Origin of the sequence: Streptomyces albireticuli, from assembly GCF_002192455.1 — a bacterium.
Taxonomy (GTDB): domain Bacteria; phylum Actinomycetota; class Actinomycetes; order Streptomycetales; family Streptomycetaceae; genus Streptomyces; species Streptomyces albireticuli_B.
Genome location: NZ_CP021744.1, coordinates 2,174,448 through 2,195,000, shown reverse-complemented (window position 1 = coordinate 2,195,000; position 20,553 = coordinate 2,174,448). Strand labels below are relative to the sequence as shown.

Below are 20,553 nucleotides of genomic sequence, written 5' to 3'. Positions count from 1 at the left end.
GGGATGGGTAGGGGAGCGTCGTGTGCCGGGTGAAGCAGCCGCGGAAGCGAGTTGTGGACGGTTCACGAGTGAGAATGCAGGCATGAGTAGCGATACACACGTGGGAAACGTGTGCGCCGATTGACTAAGGGTTCCTGGGTCAAGCTGATCTGCCCAGGGTAAGTCGGGACCTAAGGCGAGGCCGACAGGCGTAGTCGATGGACAACCGGTTGATATTCCGGTACCCGCTTTGAAACGCCCAATATCGAATCCATTAATGCTAAGGCCGTGAAGCCGCCCTGGAGTCTTCGGACAAAGGGGAGTGGTGGAGCCGCTGACCCAAGGTGGTAGTAGGTAAGCGATGGGGTGACGCAGGAAGGTAGTCCAGCCCGGGCGGTGGTTGTCCCGGGGTAAGGGTGTAGGCCGTGTGGTAGGCAAATCCGTCACACGTTAAGGCTGAGACCTGATGCCGAGCCGATTGTGGTGAAGTGGATGATCCTATGCTGTCGAGAAAAGCCTCTAGCGAGTTTCATGGCGGCCCGTACCCTAAACCGACTCAGGTGGTCAGGTAGAGAATACCGAGGCGTTCGGGTGAACTATGGTTAAGGAACTCGGCAAAATGCCCCCGTAACTTCGGGAGAAGGGGGGCCATGTCCGGTGATGGAATTTACTTCCTGAGCTGGGTGTGGCCGCAGAGACCAGCGAGAAGCGACTGTTTACTAAAAACACAGGTCCGTGCGAAGCCGTAAGGCGATGTATACGGACTGACGCCTGCCCGGTGCTGGAACGTTAAGGGGACCGGTTAGCTTGGATTCGTCCAGGCGAAGCTGAGAACTTAAGCGCCAGTAAACGGCGGTGGTAACTATAACCATCCTAAGGTAGCGAAATTCCTTGTCGGGTAAGTTCCGACCTGCACGAATGGCGTAACGACTTCTCGACTGTCTCAACCATAGGCCCGGTGAAATTGCACTACGAGTAAAGATGCTCGTTTCGCGCAGCAGGACGGAAAGACCCCGGGACCTTTACTATAGCTTGATATTGGTGTTCGGTTCGGCTTGTGTAGGATAGGTGGGAGACTGTGAAGCATGCACGCCAGTGTGTGTGGAGTCGTCGTTGAAATACCACTCTGGTCGTGCTGGATGTCTAACCTGGGTCCGTGATCCGGATCAGGGACAGTGTCTGGTGGGTAGTTTAACTGGGGCGGTTGCCTCCTAAAGAGTAACGGAGGCGCCCAAAGGTTCCCTCAGCCTGGTTGGCAATCAGGTGTTGAGTGTAAGTGCACAAGGGAGCTTGACTGTGAGACCGACGGGTCGAGCAGGGACGAAAGTCGGGACTAGTGATCCGGCGGTGGCTTGTGGAAGCGCCGTCGCTCAACGGATAAAAGGTACCCCGGGGATAACAGGCTGATCTTCCCCAAGAGTCCATATCGACGGGATGGTTTGGCACCTCGATGTCGGCTCGTCGCATCCTGGGGCTGGAGTCGGTCCCAAGGGTTGGGCTGTTCGCCCATTAAAGCGGTACGCGAGCTGGGTTTAGAACGTCGTGAGACAGTTCGGTCCCTATCCGCTGTGCGCGTAGGAGTCTTGAGAAGGGCTGTCCCTAGTACGAGAGGACCGGGACGGACGAACCTCTGGTGTGCCAGTTGTCCTGCCAAGGGCATGGCTGGTTGGCTACGTTCGGAAAGGATAACCGCTGAAAGCATCTAAGCGGGAAGCCTGCTTCGAGATGAGGACTCCCTCCTCCTTTGAGAGGGTAAGGCTCCCAGTAGACGACTGGGTTGATAGGCCAGGTGTGGAAGACCGGTAACGGTTGGAGCTGACTGGTACTAATAGGCCGAGGGCTTGTCCTCAGTTGCTCGCGTCCACTGTGTAGGTTCTGAAGTAACGACCCGTGTCGATATCCGGTTTCGTTAATTTCATAGAGTTTCGGTGGTCATAGCGTTAGGGAAACGCCCGGTTACATTCCGAACCCGGAAGCTAAGCCTTTCAGCGCCGATGGTACTGCATGGGGGACCGTGTGGGAGAGTAGGACGCCGCCGAACAAATTTTAGAAAAAGCTCTGTTGTCTGAACTTCGGTTCAGACAACAGAGCTTTTTTGTTTTCACGATGAACTGCGGAGTGTCACCCCGCGTTAACGTCGCGCGGTAACCCTCCCTCCATGGGGACCGTGGAGATGCTGACCGCAGCGGGTATCGGTACAGGTGACGAGGTCGTCGTGCCCTCATACGCCACGACGGACGCCGCCGAGGTCGTCCGCCGGGCCGGAGCGACGCCCGTGTTCGCCGACATCGACCCGCAGAGCCTCTGCCTCGACCCGGCCTCGGTCGCCGCCACCCTGACACTGCGCACCGCGGCCGTGATGCCCGTACACCTCTTCGGGCGACACGCCGACCTGGCCGGCCTCCGGGCCGTCGCGGAGAAGCGAGGACTGCTCGTCGTCGAGTACGAGCCGGCCGCGCCCGCCGACGAGAACACCCGGCGGCGCCAGGAGAACGCCCTGTACCTGAACGCCCGGCTCAGGGGCGTGGAGACGCCCTCCGTGCCCCCGGGGGTCCCGCACGGCTACCGCTCGTACGTGGTGCGGGTGCCCGGCAACGGGCGGCCCGACCGGGACGCGTTCGCGAGGGCCCTGCGCCTCCGCGGCGTACGCTGCCACGTGCCCGTACAGACACCCGTGCACCGGCTGCCGTCCTTCAGGCGGGAGTTGTGGCTGGCGGAGACCGAGCGCGCCGCCGACCAGTGCCTCGCGCTGCCCATGGACGCCTCGGCCACCCAGCGGGAGTTGCACCGGGTCGTCGCGGCGTGCAACGCCCTCGGCGGGCTGCTGCCGGCGGCCGTCTAGACCGCTGTCGAGAACCGCCTGGGCCCGCACCCCCGGGGTGGTCAAAAGGACGTGCGAAAGTCGGGTATGCTTTATCTCGTTGCCGGCCCCAATAGCTCAGTCGGCAGAGCGTCTCCATGGTAAGGAGAAGGTCTACGGTTCGATTCCGTATTGGGGCTCCACAGAAGAAGGCCCCCGCCGAATGGCGGGGGCCTTCTTCGTATCCGGATGCCCGGGGGAGACCCGGATATCGGGGGCCGGCCGGACCGGCCCCCGGTTCAGGGCTCCTGACGCTCCGGCACTCGCATGGCCAGGATCGCCATGTCGTCCGACGCGGGCTCCGCCGCGAAGCGCTCCACGGCGCGCAGGATCCGCGCCGTCACCGCACCGGCCGTCAGACCCGTACACGTCGTCAGGACGTCCGCCAGGCCGTCGTCGCCGAGCATGCGGGCACCCTCGCGGCGCTCGGTCACACCGTCCGTGACGCACAGCAGGACGTCGCCCGGATCGAGCGTGACGGTCTGCTCGTACAGCTCCAGGTCCTCCATCACGCCCAGCAGCGGCTGGGGGTCCGCCGCGGCCTCCACACCGCCGTCGGGGCGCAGCCGCAGCGGCAGCGGATGGCCGGCGCAGACGACCTTGAGGATCGCGCTGCCGTCCTCCTGCGGCCACAGCTCCCCGTAGAGCAGCGTGAGGAAACGGCTGCGGGCGCCCTCGTCCAGGATCGCGGCGTTGAGCCGCTCCAGTACCGCCGGGCCGCCGTAACCCTCGCGGGCGAGGAGCCGGAGGGCGTGCCGGGCGAGGCCCGTGACGGCGGCCGCCTCCGGGCCCGTGCCGCACACGTCGCCGATGGCGAAGCCGTACGCGCCGTCGCGGATCGGGAACAGGTCGTAGAAATCGCCGCCCACCTCGTTGCCCTCGCCTGCGGCGCGGTAGATCACGTCGACCTCGACGCCCGGCACGAGGGGCAGCTCCGGGGGCAGCAGGCTGCGCTGGAGGGACTGGCTGATGGCCGTGCGCTCGCTGTAGAGCCGGGAATTGTCCAGGGCCAGCGCGGCACGGCGGGAGAGGTCCTCGGCGAGCTCCAGGATCTCCTGGCGGAAGTGGTCGTCGGTGGGCTTGCCGAGGGTGAGCATGCCGATGACGCGGTTGCGGGCCACCAGCGGCAGCACCACCGTCTCGCCGCCCACGGCGGTCGCCGTGGCGAGCGAGGTGCCGGGGCCGACCGGCTGCTGGGCGATGTCTGTGAGGCCGAGGCTGCGCAGGGAGTTGCGCAGCGCTGCGGCGTGCGCGGCCTCCGCGGGCGCCGTCCAGACGCGGGCGCCGGGGGTGGGCACTGGCTCCGGCGGGTCGAGCTTGCCGAGGAGCGTCTTCAGACCGTCGATGCGGTCCTCGTCCTCGTGCAGGACGTACGACAGCTCGGGTTCCGAGGCCGGGTCGGCCACGGTGTAGACCGCGCACCAGGCGGCGAGGGTGGGGACCGTCATCTGGGCCATCAGGGCCAGCGTCTGGTCCCGGTCCAGGGTGCCCGCCAGCAGGTCGGAGGCCTCGACGAGGAAGGACAGCGAGCCTCGGCGGAGCCGCTCCAGCTCGTTGAGCCGGGCCCGCTCGACGGCGAGGGCGATGCGGTCGGCGGCGAACTGGAGGCGGAGCGCCTCCTCGTTCGTGTAGCGGCCGGGGGCCTCGGCGGCGACGCCCAGTGAACCGGTGAGGCGGCCCTCGACCTTCAGCGGGACGGTGACGACCGAGCGCATGCCGGTGTCGGCGAGCAGCGGGACGGCGCCGGGCAGGACGGCGAGGTCCTCATGGACGGCGGGCATCCGGGCCGAGCCGTAGCGGCCCGTGCCGGCCTCGACGGGGACGCGGGCGAAGCGCTGGCGGGCCGAGGGCAGGCCGGTGGAGGCGCGGACCTCCAGCTCGGTCTCGTCGTCGGTGGCGAGCAGCAGATAGGCGGCGTCGCCGTCGAGCATGTCACGGGCGCGCTCGACCGTGCGCTGGAGCAGCCCGTCGAGGTCGTCGGGGGCGGGCGAGCCGATGAACACCTCGAAGGGGTCCGTGGCCGGGCCCCGCTCGCTGGTGGCCGTGTCCGTCGCGGGGGTGCGCTGGAGGCTCTGGAGGACGGCGCGCTCGTCCTCCCGGACGAGCAGGCAGACCGTGGAGGGGGCGCCGGCGATGTCCCGTACGCGCAGGTGGGAGGCGTAGACGGGGGTGATACGGCCGTCGGCGCCCCTTATGCCGTAGGAGCCCTCCCAGCGGGAGAGGCGCAGGGCCTCGGCGACACCCGTGGAGGTGCCGGGGGTGTGCGGCCAGGCGGCGAAGTCGGTGAGGGGCTTGCCGATCACCTGGTCGGCGGGGAAGCCGAAGAGGACGTCGGCGTCGTCGTTCCAGGAGCTGATGGCGCCCGTGCGGTCGATCTGGACGACCGCGACCCTGACCCGGGGGTCGGCCACCGGAAGGGCCTCGGGCGGCAGGGCGGGGCCGGCGGAGCGGGTGCCGGCCGGGCGGTCGGACAGGTCGAGCTGGAACCACACCTGCTTGTGCGTGGGGGTGTACTCGACGCCCCAGCGGGCGGCCAGCGCGGCGCACAGGAGCAGGCCGCGGCCGCCCTCGCGGTCCACGCCGCCGATGCGGCGCGGCGAGCTCTGGAGCGGCACCTCGCGCTCCGGATAGCGGTCGGCGACCTCGACGCGCACGCCGTCCTCCGTGCGCATGCACAGGACGTCCGCGGCGGTGCCGGCGTGGACGACGGCGTTGGTGACGAGCTCGCTCGTGAGGACGACCGCGTCATCGATGATGTCGGGAAAACCCCATCCCTGGAGTGTGTCCCTGACAAAGGCCCGGGCGGCGGCTACCGAACGTCCGACCGGCTCGAAGGTGGCGGCAGCCCGCGCGGTGATCACAGGTCTCCTCGTGTACGTCTCGGCGATCTGCTCACCCATGTCGCAGCGCCCCTCCATTGCCCGGCCGGATGCCAGGTTACTTACCTTCATCGCACGGGCGGAGGGCGGTGCGCGCTGATTCCACCTTGGGAGTGCCCGCGGGCCGTGTGCGATGCTGCCGAACTGTTATGGCCTGGCCGGGCCAGGGTGAAACACTGGGAAAGATTGAACTGAAAGCCCGACGAGGATGATCGACCCTGCGGGAGGGACACGGTGGAGTCTGGCGCGGAGGCGCGGGCAGTGAGCACGCGCGCGAAGGGCGGACGGTCCCGGGCCAATGGGACGACGGAAGTCGACACGGCGGCGCTGAACCGGCTGCTGTCGGCGCTCGCCGCGATGCGGGACGGGAACTTCCGTAAACGGCTGACGGTCTCCGGCGACGGCGTGATGGCCGAGATCGCGGCGGTCTTCAACGAGGTCGCCGACCGCAATATGCAGCTGACCGGCGAGCTGGCGCGGGTGCGCCGGGTGGTCGGCCGTGAGGGAAAACTCACGGAACGGCTGGAGACCGGGGCCTGCGAGGGAGCCTGGGCCGCGGCGATCGACGCGTCGAACGCCCTGGTGGACGACCTGGTGCGGCCGGTGTCCGAGGTCGGGCGGGTGCTGTCGGCGGTGGCCGAGGGCGACCTGGAGCAGCGGATGGACCTGCGCTCGCCCGGGGCGGACGGGGAGGCGCACCCGCTGCGGGGCGAGTTCCTCAAGGTGGGCCGCACGGTCAACGGGCTGGTGGACCAGCTGTCGGCGTTCACCGACGAGGTGACGCGGGTGGCGAGCGAGGTCGGCACCGAGGGCAAGCTCGGCGGGCAGGCCCGGGTGCGAGGAATGTCGGGTTCGTGGAAGGACCTCACGGATTCCGTCAACACGATGGCCTCCCGGCTCACCGCTCAGGTGCGTGACATCGCTCTCGTGACGACGGCGGTCGCGAAGGGCGATCTCTCCCGCAAGGTCACGGTGCACGTGGCGGGCGAGATGCTGGAGCTGAAGAACACCGTGAACACCATGGTGGACCAGCTCTCGTCCTTCGCCTCCGAGGTGACCCGCGTCGCGCGCGAGGTGGGTACCGAGGGCGAGCTGGGCGGTCAGGCACAGGTGCCGGGCGTCGCGGGCGTCTGGAAGGACCTCACCGACTCGGTCAATCTGATGGCCGGCAATCTGACGGCGCAGGTGCGGGGGATCGCGCAGGTCACCACGGCGGTCGCGAACGGCGATCTGTCGCAGAAGGTGACGGTGAGCGCGCGCGGCGAGGTCGCGCAGCTGGCCGAGACGATCAACCAGATGACGGAGACCCTGCGGACCTTCGCCGACGAGGTCACCCGGGTGGCCAGTGAGGTCGGCGCCGAGGGACAGCTCGGCGGCCAGGCGCAGGTGCCGGGTGCGGCGGGGACGTGGAAGGACCTCACCGATTCGGTGAACACCGCCTTCCGGAACGTCACCACGCAGGTGCGTGACATCGCCCAGGTGACCAAGGCCGTGGCCAACGGTGATCTGGGGCAGAAGGTCACCGTCGACGTGTCCGGCGAGATGCTGGACCTGAAGAACACCGTCAACACGATGGTCGACCAGCTGTCGGCCTTCGGCGCCGAAGTGACGCGTGTGGCACGGGAGATCGGTGTCGAGGGTGAGCTGGGCGGTCAGGCCGCGGTGCCGGGTGCGGCGGGGACGTGGAAGGACCTCACCGATTCGGTGAACACCGCCTTCCGCAACCTCACCGGCCAGGTCCGCAACATCGCCCAGGTGACGACGGCGGTGGCCAACGGCGACCTGTCGCAGAAGGTCACCGTGGATGTCTCCGGCGAGATGCTCCAGCTGAAGAACACCGTGAACACGATGGTCGACCAGCTGTCGTCCTTCGCCGACCAGGTCACGCGGATGGCGCGGGACGTGGGCACCGAGGGCCGGCTGGGCGGCCAGGCCCGGGTGGACGGCGTCAGCGGCACCTGGAAGGAGCTGACCGACTCGGTCAACTTCATGGCCGGGAACCTGACCTCGCAGGTCCGCCAGATCGCCCAGGTGACGACGGCGGTGGCCCGGGGTGATCTGTCGCAGAAGATCGACGTGGACGCCCGGGGCGAGATCCTGGAGCTGAAGAACACCATCAACACGATGGTCGACCAGCTCTCCGCCTTCGCCGAGCAGGTGACCCGGGTCGCCCGGGACGTGGGTACCGAGGGCCGGCTGGGCGGTCAGGCGCAGGTGCCCGGCGTGGCCGGCGTCTGGCGCGACCTCACGGACTCCGTCAACGGCATGGCCGGGAACCTGACCGCACAGGTGCGGAACATCGCCCAGGTGGCCACGGCGGTCGCGCGCGGCGATCTGTCGCAGAAGATCGACGTGGACGCCCGGGGCGAGATCCTGGAGCTCAAGAACACCCTCAACACGATGGTCGACCAGCTGTCCTCGTTCGCCGATCAGGTGACGAGGGTGGCCCGTGAGGTCGGCACCGAGGGCATCCTGGGCGGCCAGGCGGAGGTGCAGGGCGTCTCCGGCACCTGGAAGGACCTCACCCAGTCCGTCAACTTCATGGCCAACAACCTCACTTCGCAGGTGCGCAACATCGCCGAGGTGACGACGGCGGTGGCCAAGGGCGATCTGTCGAAGAAGATCACGGTCGACGCCAAGGGCGAGATCCTCGAACTCGTCACCACCGTGAACACGATGGTCGACCAGTTGTCCGACTTCGCCGAGCAGGTGAACCGGGTCGCCCGGGACGTGGGTACCGAAGGCCAGCTCGGCGGGCAGGCGCGGGTCCGGGACGTCACCGGCATCTGGAAGGACCTCAGCGACAACGTCAACCTGATGGCCAACAACCTGACCAGCCAGGTCCGCAACATCTCGCAGGTCGCCAGCGCCGTCGCCAACGGCGACCTGACCAAGAAGGTGACGGTCGAGGCGCGCGGCGAGGTCGCGCAGCTGGCCGACACCGTCAACACCATGGTCACGACGCTGTCGTCCTTCGCGGACGAGGTCACGCGCGTGGCGCGCGAGGTGGGCACCGACGGCATCCTCGGCGGGCAGGCCCGTGTCCTGGGCGTCAGCGGGACGTGGAAGGACCTCACCGAGTCCGTGAACTCGATGGCGTCCAACCTCACCGGGCAGGTCCGCAACATCGCGATGGTGACCACCGCCATCGCCCAGGGCGACCTGACCAAGAAGATCGACATCGATGCGCGCGGTGAGATCCTCCAGCTCAAGACCACCATCAACACGATGGTCGACCAGCTGTCCTCCTTCGCCGACCAGGTGACCCGGGTGGCCCGCGAGGTGGGCACCGAGGGACAGCTGGGCGGCCAGGCCCGGGTGCGCGACGTGGACGGCACCTGGCGCGACCTCACGGAGTCCGTGAACGAGATGGCGGGCAATCTGACCCGCCAGGTGCGCGCCATCGCCGAGGTCGCCACCGCGGTGACCCGCGGCGACCTCAACCTCAAGATCGACGTGGACGCGGCCGGCGAGATCCTGGAGCTCCAGGACAACATCAACACGATGATCGCCAACCTCCGCGAGACCACGCTCGCCAACAAGGAGCAGGACTGGCTCAAGGGCAACCTCGCCCGGATCTCCGGCCTGATGCAGGGCCGCCGGGACCTGGAGGACGTCGCCGGGCTGATCATGAGCGAGCTGACGCCGGTGGTCTCGGCGCAGCACGGCGCGTTCTTCCTGGCGATGCCGGAGGACCCGCTGGAGGGCGAGGGCGGCGAGGACGCGTACGAGCTGCGGATGCTCGGCTCGTACGGCTACTCCATGGGCTCGATGCCGACCTCCTTCCGGCCGGGCGAGACGCTCATCGGCACGGCCGCGCAGGAGAAGCGGACGATCCTCGTCGAGAACGTGCCGCCGGGCTATCTGAAGATCGCCTCCGGGCTGGGGGAGGCCCCGCCGGCCCATGTGATCGTGCTGCCGGTGCTGTTCGAGGGCCAGGTCCTGGGCGTCATCGAGCTGGCGTCGTTCCAGCCGTTCGCACAGATCCAGAAGGACTTCCTCAACCAGATCGCCGAGATGATCGGCACGAGCGTCAACACGATCAGCGTCAACACCAAGACCGAGGTGCTGCTCAAGCAGTCGCAGGAGCTCACCGAGCAACTGCGCGAGCGGTCGGCGGAGTTGGAGAACCGGCAGAAGGCGCTGGAGATCTCCAACGCCGAGCTGGAGGAGAAGTCGGAGCGGCTGGCCCGGCAGAACCGCGACATCGAGGTGAAGAACACCGAGATCGAGGAGGCCCGGCAGGTGCTCGAGGAGCGCGCCGAGCAGCTCGCCGTCTCGATGCGCTACAAGTCCGAGTTCCTCGCCAACATGTCGCACGAGCTGCGCACCCCGCTGAACTCGCTGCTGATCCTGGCGAAGCTGCTCGCGGACAACGCCGAGGGCAACCTCTCGCCGAAGCAGGTCGAGTTCGCCGAGACGATCCACGGCGCGGGTTCGGACCTGCTCCAGCTGATCAACGACATCCTGGACCTGTCGAAGGTCGAGGCGGGCAAGATGGACGTCAGCCCGACGCGCATCGCGCTGGTCCAGCTCGTCGACTACGTGGAGGCCACCTTCCGGCCGCTGACGGCGGAGAAGGGCCTGGACTTCTCCGTAAGGGTCTCGCCGGAGCTGCCGTCGACGCTGCACACCGACGAGCAGCGGCTGCTCCAGGTGCTGCGCAACCTGCTGTCGAACGCCGTGAAGTTCACGGACACGGGCGCGGTCGAGCTGGTCATCCGGCCGGCCGGCGGCGATGTGCCGGACAGCATCCGCGAGCAGCTGCTGGAGGCGGGTTCGCTGCGGGACCCGGACGGTGAGGTGATCGCCTTCTCCGTCACGGACACCGGCATCGGCATCGCCGCGAGCAAGATGCGGGTGATCTTCGAGGCGTTCAAGCAGGCGGACGGGACGACCAGCCGTAAGTACGGCGGCACCGGCCTCGGGCTGTCGATCAGCCGGGAGATCGCCCGGCTGCTCGGCGGTGAGATCCACGCGGCGAGCGAGCCGGGCCGTGGTTCCACCTTCACGCTCTACCTCCCGCTCAACGCCGGTGAGCTGCCGCCCCAGGGCTATCCGCAGCTCACGCCGGGCGGCCACGTCGCCGCGGTGCCGGAGCTTCCGGGCGAGGACTTCGCGGGTCACGTGGACCACATCGGCGAGAGCCTTACGGGGGCCGTGGAGGACTCCGCGCGCGGTGCGGCCGGCCTCTTCCTGCGGCGCAGGCGGGCCGCGCAGGCGGCCGGGCAGTGGCCCGCGCCCGCGCCGGTGGACCCGGTGTCCCGCCCGGCGGCTGCCGAGCCCGCCGTCCCGGAGGGCGACCCGTGGCAGAGCCCGCCCGTCGGTGACGCAGAGCAACCGTCGGACCACGGCTTCGGCCGGGGCTTCCGCAGGAGCTTCCACGGCGAGAAGGTGCTGATCGTCGACGACGACATCCGCAACGTCTTCGCCCTGACGAGCGTCCTGGAGCAGCACGGGCTCTCGGTGCTCTACGCCGAGAACGGCCGGGAGGGGATCGAGGTCCTGGAGCAGCACGACGATGTCGTGGTGGTCCTGATGGACATCATGATGCCGGAGATGGACGGCTATGCCACGACGGCCGCGATCCGCAGGATGCCGCAGTTCGCGGGGCTTCCCATCATCGCGCTGACGGCCAAGGCGATGAAGGGCGACCGGGAGAAGAGCATCGATGCCGGGGCGTCGGACTATGTCACCAAACCGGTCGACACGGATCACCTGCTGACGGTGATGGAGCAGTGGATGCGCGCCGAGTGACGGATGGCCGGAAGGTTCCTGACCACCTGTTGACCGACTGTGGCCGATGACGTGTGGGAGGCCGGGATCCGGGGAACCTTCTGGTCTCCCACTACGTTTCCGCTACGTGCACAGTGACATCGCGGTGACAGGGTGTGGCGACCGGCAGGGTGCGGCTACCATGACCGGCACAAGGACGGGCGGCGCAAGGGAGTCGTCCCCTGGGGCGGCGCCCGGTGCTTCCCTCGGCTCTTCGAGCTGGGGCGACCCCAAGCCGGGGCGAGGAGGACGGGGCATGGTGCAGAAGGCCAAGATCCTCCTGGTCGATGACCGGCCGGAAAATCTGCTGGCGCTGGAGGCCATCCTCTCGGCGCTCGATCAGACACTGGTGCGGGCATCGTCAGGGGAGGAAGCGCTCAAGGCGCTGCTGACGGACGATTTCGCGGTGATCCTGCTGGACGTCCAGATGCCGGGCATGGACGGCTTCGAGACCGCCGCGCACATCAAGCGGCGGGAGCGGACGCGGGACATCCCGATCATCTTCCTCACCGCGATCAACCACGGTCCGCACCACACCTTCCGCGGTTACGCCGCGGGCGCGGTCGACTACATCTCCAAGCCCTTCGACCCGTGGGTGCTGCGCGCCAAGGTCTCGGTCTTCGTCGAGCTGTACATGAAGAACTGCCAGCTGCGGGAGCAGGCCGCGCTGTTGCGGCTCCAGCTGGAGAGCGGCCAGAGCCGCGGTGGCGCGACGGCGCCGCAGGAGCCCGCCGGGCTGCTCGCGGAGCTCTCCGCCCGGCTGGCCGCCGTCGAGGAGCAGGCAGAGGCGCTCACCAAGCAGCTCGACGAGTCCGCGGACGCGGCGGCCATCGCCACCGCCGCCCACCTGGAGCGCAAACTCACCGGGCTGCGGCGGGCGCTGGACGCTCTGGAGCCGGGCACGGGCGGCCCCGCCGGCCCGCTCGCCTCGCCCAGCTGACTCCCTGACGCCATGTCACCCTTGGCAGCGCGGGATCGCGACACGAACGGGTGAACGCATGGGCGCGGGTGTCCCTCGCGCCCGACGACGGTAATCTCGGCTCCATGGCCTCACGTACGTCCGGCAAGGGTTCCCAGAGCACGGCGGGCCCCTCGAAGCAGCGCGCCGGGCGTCCCGCGAGCGCCGCCGGGAAGGCGCCCGCCAAGGCAACCGCCAAGAGCGCGAAGAAGGCGCCGGCGAAGCCCGCCGGCCGCGCGCCCGCCCGTAAGGCTCCCGCCAAGAAGGCCGCGGCCAGGCCCGCGCCGCGCCGCGCGCCCGCCGCTCCCGGCGGTGTGCGCCGGGTCGGCCGCGGGGTCGCCCACGGCGTCGGCGCGGTCTTCCGCGGCGTCGGGCGCGGTGCCAAGAACCTCGACCCGGCGCACCGTAAGGACGGCCTCGCCCTGCTGCTGCTCGGGGTCGCCCTCGTGGTCGCCGCCGGCACCTGGTCCAGTCTGGAAGGCCCGGTCGGGGAGCTGGTGACGATGCTCGTCACCGGCGCCTTCGGCCGCCTCGACCTGGTCGTGCCGATACTGCTCGGCGTCATCGCCCTCAGGCTCTTCCGCCACCCCGAGCGCCCGGAGGCCAACGGACGGATCGTCATCGGCCTGTCCGCGCTGGTCGTCGGCGTCCTCGGGCAGGTCCACGTGGCCTGTGGCTCGCCCAGCCGGGACGCTGGCACCCAGGCCCTCCAGGACGCGGGCGGGATGATCGGCTGGGCCGCCGCCTCGCCGCTGATAATGACGGTCGGCCGGGTCCTCGCCGTACCGCTGCTCGTACTGCTGACGATCTTCGGCCTGCTGGTGGTCACCGCGACCCCGGTCAACGCCATCCCGCGGCGGCTGCGGCACCTCGGGGTACGGCTCGGGGTGATCGAACCGCTGCCGGGCGAGTACGAGCCGGAGGACGCCGGGCGCGAGGAATACGCCGAGGACTGGCGCGAAACGCCCGCCAAGCGCCCCCGGCGCGCATCCGCGCACCTTGATCTCGACGAGACCCTGGCCGCGGACGCCGAGGAGGAGGCGCTGAGCAAGCGCCGCAAGCCGCGCCGCGCCGCCGGGCAGCCCGTACCGCCGGGCGGCCGGGAGCCGGACGCCGTGGACCTGGCCGCCGCCGCGGCCGCCTCGGTCGACGGCGCCGTGCTGCACGGCGTGCCGCCCACCCCGCTCGTCGCCGGGCTCAGCAGCGGCATCTCCCAGGACGCCGGGGAGCAGCCGGGCGCCGTGCCTGCCGCGCGCGGCACCGGGCGGGAGGACGGCGTCCTGGACCTCACCAAGGACGTCCCCGACCTCACCCGCCCCGCACCCGAGGCCCCGGCGGGCCTCCCCGCGCGCGCCGAGCAGCTCCAGCTGTCCGGTGACATCACCTACGCGCTGCCCTCGCTCGACCTGCTGGAGCGCGGCGGACCGGGCAAGGCCCGCAGCGCCGCCAACGACGCCATAGTGGCCGCGCTGACCAACGTCTTCGCGGAGTTCAAGGTGGACGCGGCGGTCACCGGCTTCACCCGCGGCCCGACGGTCACCCGCTACGAGGTCGAGCTCGGCCCCGCCGTCAAGGTCGAGCGGATCACCGCGCTCGCCAAGAACATCGCCTACGCCGTCGCCAGCCCGGACGTGCGGATCATCAGCCCGATCCCCGGCAAGTCCGCGGTCGGCATCGAGATCCCCAACACCGACCGCGAGATGGTCAACCTCGGCGACGTGCTGCGGCTGGCGGACGCCGCGGGTGACGAGCACCCGATGCTCGTGGCGCTCGGCAAGGACGTCGAGGGCGGCTATGTCATGTCCAACCTGACGAAGATGCCGCACATCCTCGTCGCCGGAGCCACCGGCTCCGGAAAGTCGTCCTGCATCAACTGCCTGATCACCTCGGTCATGGTCCGGGCGACCCCGGACGACGTGCGGATGGTGCTGGTCGACCCCAAGCGGGTCGAGCTGACCGCCTACGAGGGCATCCCGCACCTGATCACGCCGATCATCACCAACCCCAAGCGCGCCGCCGAGGCCCTCCAGTGGGTCGTCCGCGAGATGGACCTGCGCTACGACGACCTGGCCGCCTTCGGCTTCCGGCACATCGACGACTTCAACGCCGCCGTCCGGGCCGGCAAGGTCAAGCCGCCGGAGGGCAGCGGCCGCGAGCTGTCCCCCTACCCGTACCTGCTGGTCATCGTGGACGAGCTGGCCGACCTGATGATGGTCGCGCCGCGCGACGTCGAGGACTCGATCGTCCGCATCACCCAGCTGGCGCGCGCCGCCGGCATCCACCTCGTGCTCGCCACCCAGCGCCCCTCCGTCGACGTCGTCACGGGCCTGATCAAGGCGAACGTGCCCTCGCGGCTGGCGTTCGCGACCTCCTCGCTCGCCGACAGCCGGGTCATCCTCGACCAGCCGGGCGCCGAGAAGCTGATCGGCAAGGGCGACAGCCTCTATCTGCCGATGGGGGCGAGCAAGCCCGTCCGCATGCAGGGCGCCTTCGTCACCGAGGCGGAGGTCGCGGCGGTCGTGCAGCACTGCAAGGACCAGATGGCCCCGGTCTTCCGGGACGACGTCACGGTCGGCACGGCGAAGAAGAAGGAGATCGACGAGGAGATCGGCGACGATCTCGACCTCCTGTGCCAGGCGGCCGAACTGGTGGTCTCCACCCAGTTCGGATCCACCTCGATGCTCCAGCGGAAATTGCGTGTGGGATTCGCCAAGGCGGGCAGACTCATGGACCTGATGGAGTCGCGCAACATCGTGGGCCCGAGCGAGGGCTCCAAGGCTCGCGACGTGCTGGTCAAGCCCGACGAGCTGGACGCCGTGCTCGCGGTGATCAGGGGGGACGCGTAGCCGCGGCGACCGGCTCCCAGGGCGCCGGGAACCCCTCGTAAGAGGTGGTTGATCAACCGTTTCTCTCGGCGGTGTGCCCAGTTGAGGAGAGGGGGCGGGCCGATGTCCCACAGTCGGCGCCGTAGAACCATCTGATGGCGTACAAAGTCCGGCTTTCCGCTTGCCCGACGCTTTCGTATCCCCCCTAGACTGAACCTCCAGCAGGTGGCTGCACGCTCGAAAGGCGCCCACGTGTCCATCGGCAACTCTCCCGCGGACGACACTCCCGCGGACGACCGGCCGTCCGTCGGCCGGGCCCTCCAGCAGGCTCGTATCGGTGCGGGGCTGACCGTAGAAGAAGTCAGTTCGAGCACCCGCGTACGCGTGCCGATCGTCCACGCGATCGAGCAGGACGACTTCTCGCGCTGCGGTGGCCACGTGTACGCCCGAGGGCATATCCGCGTGCTGGCGCGGACCGTCGGACTGGACCCCGCCCCGCTGCTCGTGCAGTACGCCGCGGAGCACGGCGGGCGGCCCTCGCCGACCCCGGCGGCGCCGCTCTTCGACGCCGAGCGCATCCGCCCCGAGCCCCGGCGCCCCAACTGGACGGCCGCGATGGTCGCGGCGATCGTCGCCGTCGTGGGCTTCGTCGGCTTCACGCTCTTCAACGGCGGGGCCAAGGACTCGGGCGGCTCCGTCGCCGCGGACCCCGCCACCGTCAAGCCGTCCACGGCCCCGAGCAAGAAGGCCACCCCCGGCAAGCCCGCCGACCCCAAGCCCGAGCAGTCCGAGAGCGCCATCGCCGGCGTGCCGGCCAACAAGGTCACCGTCAAGCTCACCGCCGACCACGGCCAGACCTGGATGTCCGCCAAGGACCACAACGGCAAGCTGCTGGAGGAGGGCGTCCTCAAGCAGGGAGCCTCCAAGACCTTCACCGACAGCAAGCGGATCGACCTGGTCCTCGGCAACGCCGGAGCCGTACAGCTGTTCGTGAACGGCAAGGAGGTCAAGAACCTGGGCGACGACGGGCAGGTTCAGCGCCTGAGCTACACCAAGGGTGACCCGGTGGAGGGCTGATCCGGGCCGGTTCCGGCCTCGCCCGCTCCGATCCGCGGCTGACCAGCGGCGGAGCGGGCGCCGAAACGGGGAGCGGCACGCCGTCGGGTGACCATCCTCTCGGTACTGGTGCACACTCGGCAACCGATACGGCCCCGGGACAAAGTAGGCTGAGCCCTATGCCCGAACGCCGTACCGTCGCTCTTGTCACACTTGGCTGCGCCCGTAACGAGGTGGACTCGGAGGAGCTGGCAGGCCGCTTGGCGGCGGATGGCTGGGACCTCGTCGAGGACGCCGCCGAAGCCGATGTGGCCGTTGTCAACACCTGTGGCTTCGTCGAGGCCGCCAAGAAGGACTCCGTCGACGCCCTGCTCGAAGCCAATGACCTCAAGGACCACGGCCGTACCCAGGCCGTGGTCGCCGTCGGCTGCATGGCCGAGCGGTACGGCAAGGAGCTCGCCGAGGCGCTGCCCGAGGCCGACGGCGTGCTCGGCTTCGACGACTACGCCGACATCTCCGACCGGCTCCAGACCATCCTCTCCGGCGGCGTCCACGCCTCCCACACCCCCCGCGACCGGCGCAAGCTGCTGCCGATCAGCCCCGCCGAGCGCCAGGGCGCGGGCGAGGCCGGCAAGGTCGCCCTGCCCGGCCACGCGCAGGACACCCCGCCGGCCGACCTGCCGGACGGCCTCGCCCCGGCCTCCGGGCCCCGGGCGCCGCTGCGCCGCCGGCTGGGCACCAACCCGGTCGCCTCGGTGAAGCTGGCCTCCGGCTGCGACCGGCGCTGCTCCTTCTGCGCCATCCCCTCCTTCCGCGGGTCCTTCATCTCCCGCCGCCCCTCCGACGTGCTGGGCGAGACGCGCTGGCTCGCGGAGCAGGGCGTCAAGGAGGTCATGCTGGTCTCCGAGAACAACACCTCGTACGGCAAGGACCTCGGCGACATCCGGCTGCTGGAGACGCTGCTGCCGGAGCTGGCGGCCGTGGACGGCCTGGAGCGGGTCCGCGTCAGCTACCTCCAGCCGGCCGAGATGCGGCCCGGCCTGATCGACGTCCTGACGTCGACGGAGAAGATCGCCCCCTACTTCGACCTGTCCTTCCAGCACTCGGCGCCCGGCGTGCTGCGCGCGATGCGCCGCTTCGGCGACACCGACCGCTTCCTGGAGCTGCTCGACCAGATCCGCGCCAAGGCGCCGACGGCGGGTGCCCGCTCCAACTTCATCGTCGGCTTCCCCGGTGAGACCGAGGCGGACGTGGCGGAGCTGGAGCGCTTCCTCGCCGGCGCGCGGCTGGACGCGATCGGCGTCTTCGGCTACTCCGACGAGGACGGCACCGAGGCCGCCACCTACGAGGACAAGCTGGACCCCGAGGTGGTCGCGGAGCGGCTGGAGCAGGTCTCGCGGCTCGCCGAGGAGCTGACCGCGCAGCGCGCGGAGGAGCGGCTCGGAGAGACCATGGAAGTACTCGTCGACCGCGTCGACGAGGAGGACGGTGTGATCGGCCGGGCCGCCCACCAGGCACCCGAGACCGACGGTCAGGTCATGATCCGCACCGACAGGACGTTCGCGCCCGGCAGCATGGTCGTGGCCAAGGTGGTGGCGACCGAGGGCGTGGACCTCGTCGCCGAGCCCCTGGGTGACGGAGGCTGTTCCGAGGAGGCGCGCAGATGACCGGAGTCCCGGCCTCCGCCGCAGGAGGCCACGCCCCGGCGACGGCCGTGCGGCCCCCGGCCGGGCTGTGGAACATCGCCAACATCCTGACCATGATCCGGCTCCTCCTGGTGCCCGGGTTCGTCCTGCTGATGCTCCACGACGGCGGTTCCGACCCGGCCTGGCGATCCTTCGCCTGGGCCGCGTTCGCCATCGCCATGATCACGGACCTGTTCGACGGGCACCTGGCCCGGATGTACAACCTGGTCACCGACTTCGGCAAGATCGCCGACCCGATCGCGGACAAGGCGATCATGGGTGCGGCGCTGATCTGCCTGTCCTCGCTGACCCTCCTGCCGTGGTGGGTCACAGGCGTGATCCTCTTCCGTGAGGTCGGCATCACGCTGATGCGGTTCTGGGTGATCAAGCACGGGGTCATCCCGGCCAGCCGCGGCGGCAAGATGAAGACGCTCGCGCAGGGCGTGGCGGTGGGGATGTACATCCTGGCGCTGACCGGGCCGTTGGCCACTGCCCGCTTCTGGGTGATGGCGGTGGCCGTGACGTTGACCGTGCTCACCGGTCTCGACTACGTACGGCAGGCCCTCGTGCTGCGCCGGGCCGGCCTGGCCGCGCAGCGCGAGCGGGTGGGCCGGGAAGCCGTGCGATGAGCGCGGTGGCGGGCGGTGCCGACGGTGAGGGCGCGGCGGCCGCGGTCCTGCGGGCCCTGGTCGACGGGGGCCGTACGGTGGCCGCCGCCGAGTCGCTGACCGGCGGCCTGGTGGCCGCCGAGCTGACCGCGGTGCCGGGCGCGTCCCGCGCGGTGCGCGGCTCGGTCACGGCGTACGCGACCGAGGTCAAGCGAGAGGTGCTGGGCGTGGACGGCGGGTTGCTCGCCGCCCGGGGCGCGGTCGACGGCGAGGTCGCCGGGCAGATGGCGCGGGGCGTGCGGGTGCTGCTCGGCGCCGACTGGGGGGTCGCCACCACCGGTGTCGCCGGGCCGGACGCACAGGACGGCAAGCCCGTCGGTACGGTCTTCGTCGCCGCGGCGGGGCCGGCCGGCGCGACGGCCGTGCGGGAGCTGTCCCTGGACGGCGACCGGGCGCGGATCCGGGCGGAAAGCGTACAAGCCGTGCTGGAACTGCTGCTGGGCGAACTGACAGAAAACGTGGGCGCAAAGGATACGGAACACAACGGGGGGAATTGATGTTTACAGCCCTGAGTGAACACGACATAGCTCCCCGCACGGCCGGAGCCCGAGGCGGTACGGTGGGGCGTGAAGGATCCGGATTCGCGGTCCAAGGAGGGAGCCACCGATGATTTTGCTCCGTCGCCTGCTGGGTGACGTGCTGCGTCGGCAGCGCCAGCGCCAGGGCCGCACTCTGCGCGAGGTCTCCTCTTCCGCCCGGGTCTCGCTCGGTTACCTCTCCGAGGTCGAGCGGGGGCAGAAAGAGGCGTCCTCCGAGCTTCTCTCCGCAATCTGCGACGCTCTGGACGTTCGGATGTCCGAGGTCATGCGTGAGGTGAGTGATGAATTGTCGCTCGCCGAGCTGGCGCAGTCGGCGGCGGCGAGCGAGCCGGTACCCGCGCCGATGCGGCCTATGTTCAATTCGGTGTCCGTGACGTCCGTGACGGGCGTGCCGGGGGAGCGAGTCACCATCAAGGCTCCCGCGGAGGCCGTGGATGTGGTCGCGGCCTGACGGCGGTCAGGAAGAGCAGTCTGGAAAACAGGTGTTTCCCGTCGAGGATCCCGGTCAGATGTCTGACCGGGATCCTGGCGTTTCCGTCCCCTTCGTCACCTTTGTGCGATGGTGGAGGAACCGGGAGCAAATGAACGGACTGGACACGCGAACAGGAGAAGCGGATGTCTGTGGTGAAGAGCCCGCTGTCCGAGCAGGACCGTAAGACCGTCGGTGACGCCCTCCAGGGCGCCCTGGTCGACCTGGTCGATCTCTCGCTGGTGGCCAAGCAGGTTCACTGGACCGTGGTGGGGCCACGTTTCCGCTCGGTCCACCTCCAGCTCGACGAGGTCGTCGCGAGCGCGCGGATCCACGCCGACACCGTCGCCGAGCGCTCCTCCGCCCTCGGTGTGGCGCCGGACGGCAGGGCCGAGACGGTCGCGAAGACCAGCGGCATCGACCCGGTGGGCGACGGCTGGAACAAGGACACCGGAGCGGTGCAGATCCTGGTCAATGCGCTCGGTGCGGTTATCACTCGAATGCGTGAGCGTATTCAGGTCACCGGTGATCCGGACCCCGTCACGCAGGACATTCTGATCGGTCTGACGGGTGATCTGGAGAAGCATCACTGGATGTTCCAGGCGGAGAACGCCTGAGGTGACGGGCTGACCCGATGGGCGTCGAGGTCGTCGAACGGCCCGTTTGTCGAACGTCTGGCCTGTCCGGTTCATGTCTAGGGAATCCCCCGGATCCTCGTGGTCCGGGGGATTCCGCATTTCGGGCCGTACGAGGCGTACGAGCTGTATGGGCAGTCCGGGCTTTCGGGGCGCTCCGGTGGCGGTGGTGGCGTGACGGCGTTCTCCTGGGGGCATGGCCGGGCCCGTGATCCGCTTCCCCCG

Annotated in this window: 11 protein-coding genes, 1 tRNA gene and 2 rRNA genes (1 of these 14 cut by a window edge); 13 read left to right on the top strand and 1 reads right to left on the bottom strand. The window is 69.4% G+C overall.

The genetic code is table 11. From position 1 onward, the window contains the following. The 4 genes from SMD11_RS09050 to SMD11_RS09035 form a co-directional block, all read left to right on the top strand. A 23S ribosomal RNA gene (locus tag SMD11_RS09050) occupies positions 1 to 1,828 on the top strand; it begins 1,296 nt to the left of the window's first position. A gap of 75 nt (positions 1,829 to 1,903) precedes the next feature. After that, positions 1,904 to 2,020: ribosomal RNA gene (rrf, locus tag SMD11_RS09045) — 5S ribosomal RNA — on the top strand. Positions 2,021 to 2,137: 117 nt separating this feature from the next. Next, positions 2,138 to 2,821 carry a DegT/DnrJ/EryC1/StrS family aminotransferase gene (locus SMD11_RS09040; protein ID WP_087925958.1) on the top strand — a complete coding sequence of 228 codons (684 nt, stop codon included), beginning with the start codon at positions 2,138 to 2,140 and terminating at the stop codon, positions 2,819 to 2,821. Between the two features lie 85 nt (positions 2,822 to 2,906). Beyond that, positions 2,907 to 2,982: transfer RNA gene (locus SMD11_RS09035), tRNA-Thr, on the top strand. A 96-nt stretch (positions 2,983 to 3,078) separates the two neighbouring features. Here SMD11_RS09035 and SMD11_RS09030 read toward each other — a convergent pair. After that, positions 3,079 to 5,739 (bottom strand): SpoIIE family protein phosphatase, encoded by a 2,661-nt coding sequence (locus SMD11_RS09030; RefSeq protein WP_087925957.1) that lies wholly within the window; start codon positions 5,737 to 5,739, stop codon positions 3,079 to 3,081. Between the two features lie 213 nt (positions 5,740 to 5,952). On the opposite strand from SMD11_RS09030, the gene SMD11_RS09025 reads away from it, so the two are divergent. From SMD11_RS09025 to SMD11_RS08985, 9 genes are all read left to right on the top strand, one after another. Beyond that, positions 5,953 to 11,475 (top strand): HAMP domain-containing protein, encoded by a 5,523-nt coding sequence (locus tag SMD11_RS09025; RefSeq protein WP_087925956.1) that lies wholly within the window; start codon positions 5,953 to 5,955, stop codon positions 11,473 to 11,475. 274 nt (positions 11,476 to 11,749) lie between these two features. Further along, positions 11,750 to 12,433 (top strand): response regulator, encoded by a 684-nt coding sequence (locus SMD11_RS09020; RefSeq protein WP_087925955.1) that lies wholly within the window; start codon positions 11,750 to 11,752, stop codon positions 12,431 to 12,433. 104 nt (positions 12,434 to 12,537) lie between these two features. Further along, positions 12,538 to 15,297 (top strand): DNA translocase FtsK, encoded by a 2,760-nt coding sequence (locus tag SMD11_RS09015; protein WP_087930375.1) that lies wholly within the window; start codon positions 12,538 to 12,540, stop codon positions 15,295 to 15,297. A gap of 231 nt (positions 15,298 to 15,528) precedes the next feature. After that, positions 15,529 to 16,353 carry a helix-turn-helix domain-containing protein gene (locus tag SMD11_RS09010; protein WP_087925954.1) on the top strand — a complete coding sequence of 275 codons (825 nt, stop codon included), beginning with the start codon at positions 15,529 to 15,531 and terminating at the stop codon, positions 16,351 to 16,353. A gap of 158 nt (positions 16,354 to 16,511) precedes the next feature. Beyond that, positions 16,512 to 17,999 (top strand): 30S ribosomal protein S12 methylthiotransferase RimO, encoded by a 1,488-nt coding sequence (rimO, locus tag SMD11_RS09005; RefSeq protein WP_087925953.1) that lies wholly within the window; start codon positions 16,512 to 16,514, stop codon positions 17,997 to 17,999. Then, entirely contained in the window at positions 17,996 to 18,646 is a 651-nt protein-coding gene (gene pgsA / locus SMD11_RS09000; protein WP_087925952.1) for a CDP-diacylglycerol--glycerol-3-phosphate 3-phosphatidyltransferase, read from the top strand. Before rimO ends, pgsA begins: the two co-directional genes overlap by 4 nt. Beyond that, on the top strand, positions 18,643 to 19,182 hold the full coding sequence (locus SMD11_RS08995) for a CinA family protein (RefSeq protein ID WP_087925951.1): 540 nt from the start codon (positions 18,643 to 18,645) through the stop codon (positions 19,180 to 19,182). The genes pgsA and SMD11_RS08995 overlap by 4 nt, the downstream gene beginning before the upstream one ends. Positions 19,183 to 19,291: 109 nt before the next feature. Continuing rightward, the gene (locus tag SMD11_RS08990) at positions 19,292 to 19,675 is read left to right on the top strand and encodes a helix-turn-helix domain-containing protein (protein WP_086566431.1); all 384 of its coding nucleotides are present in this window, start codon (positions 19,292 to 19,294) and stop codon (positions 19,673 to 19,675) included. A 164-nt stretch (positions 19,676 to 19,839) separates the two neighbouring features. After that, positions 19,840 to 20,310, top strand: a complete 471-nt coding sequence (locus tag SMD11_RS08985; RefSeq protein ID WP_087925950.1) for a Dps family protein — start codon at positions 19,840 to 19,842, stop codon at positions 20,308 to 20,310. Positions 20,311 to 20,553 lie beyond the last annotated feature (243 nt).

What these genes read in the sequence shown, in the direction of transcription:
- SMD11_RS09040 (WP_087925958.1), top strand. Translation starts at nt 2,138, where the DNA reads ATGGGGACCGTGGAGATGCTGACCGCAGCGGGTATCGGTACAGGTGAC.
- SMD11_RS09015 (WP_087930375.1), top strand. Translation starts at nt 12,538, where the DNA reads ATGGCCTCACGTACGTCCGGCAAGGGTTCCCAGAGCACGGCGGGCCCC.
- pgsA (WP_087925952.1), top strand. Translation starts at nt 17,996, where the DNA reads ATGACCGGAGTCCCGGCCTCCGCCGCAGGAGGCCACGCCCCGGCGACG.
- rimO (WP_087925953.1), top strand. Translation starts at nt 16,512, where the DNA reads ATGCCCGAACGCCGTACCGTCGCTCTTGTCACACTTGGCTGCGCCCGT.
- SMD11_RS08985 (WP_087925950.1), top strand. Translation starts at nt 19,840, where the DNA reads ATGTCTGTGGTGAAGAGCCCGCTGTCCGAGCAGGACCGTAAGACCGTC.
- SMD11_RS09030 (WP_087925957.1), bottom strand. Translation starts at nt 5,739, where the DNA reads ATGGGTGAGCAGATCGCCGAGACGTACACGAGGAGACCTGTGATCACC.
- SMD11_RS09020 (WP_087925955.1), top strand. Translation starts at nt 11,750, where the DNA reads ATGGTGCAGAAGGCCAAGATCCTCCTGGTCGATGACCGGCCGGAAAAT.
- SMD11_RS08990 (WP_086566431.1), top strand. Translation starts at nt 19,292, where the DNA reads ATGATTTTGCTCCGTCGCCTGCTGGGTGACGTGCTGCGTCGGCAGCGC.
- SMD11_RS08995 (WP_087925951.1), top strand. Translation starts at nt 18,643, where the DNA reads ATGAGCGCGGTGGCGGGCGGTGCCGACGGTGAGGGCGCGGCGGCCGCG.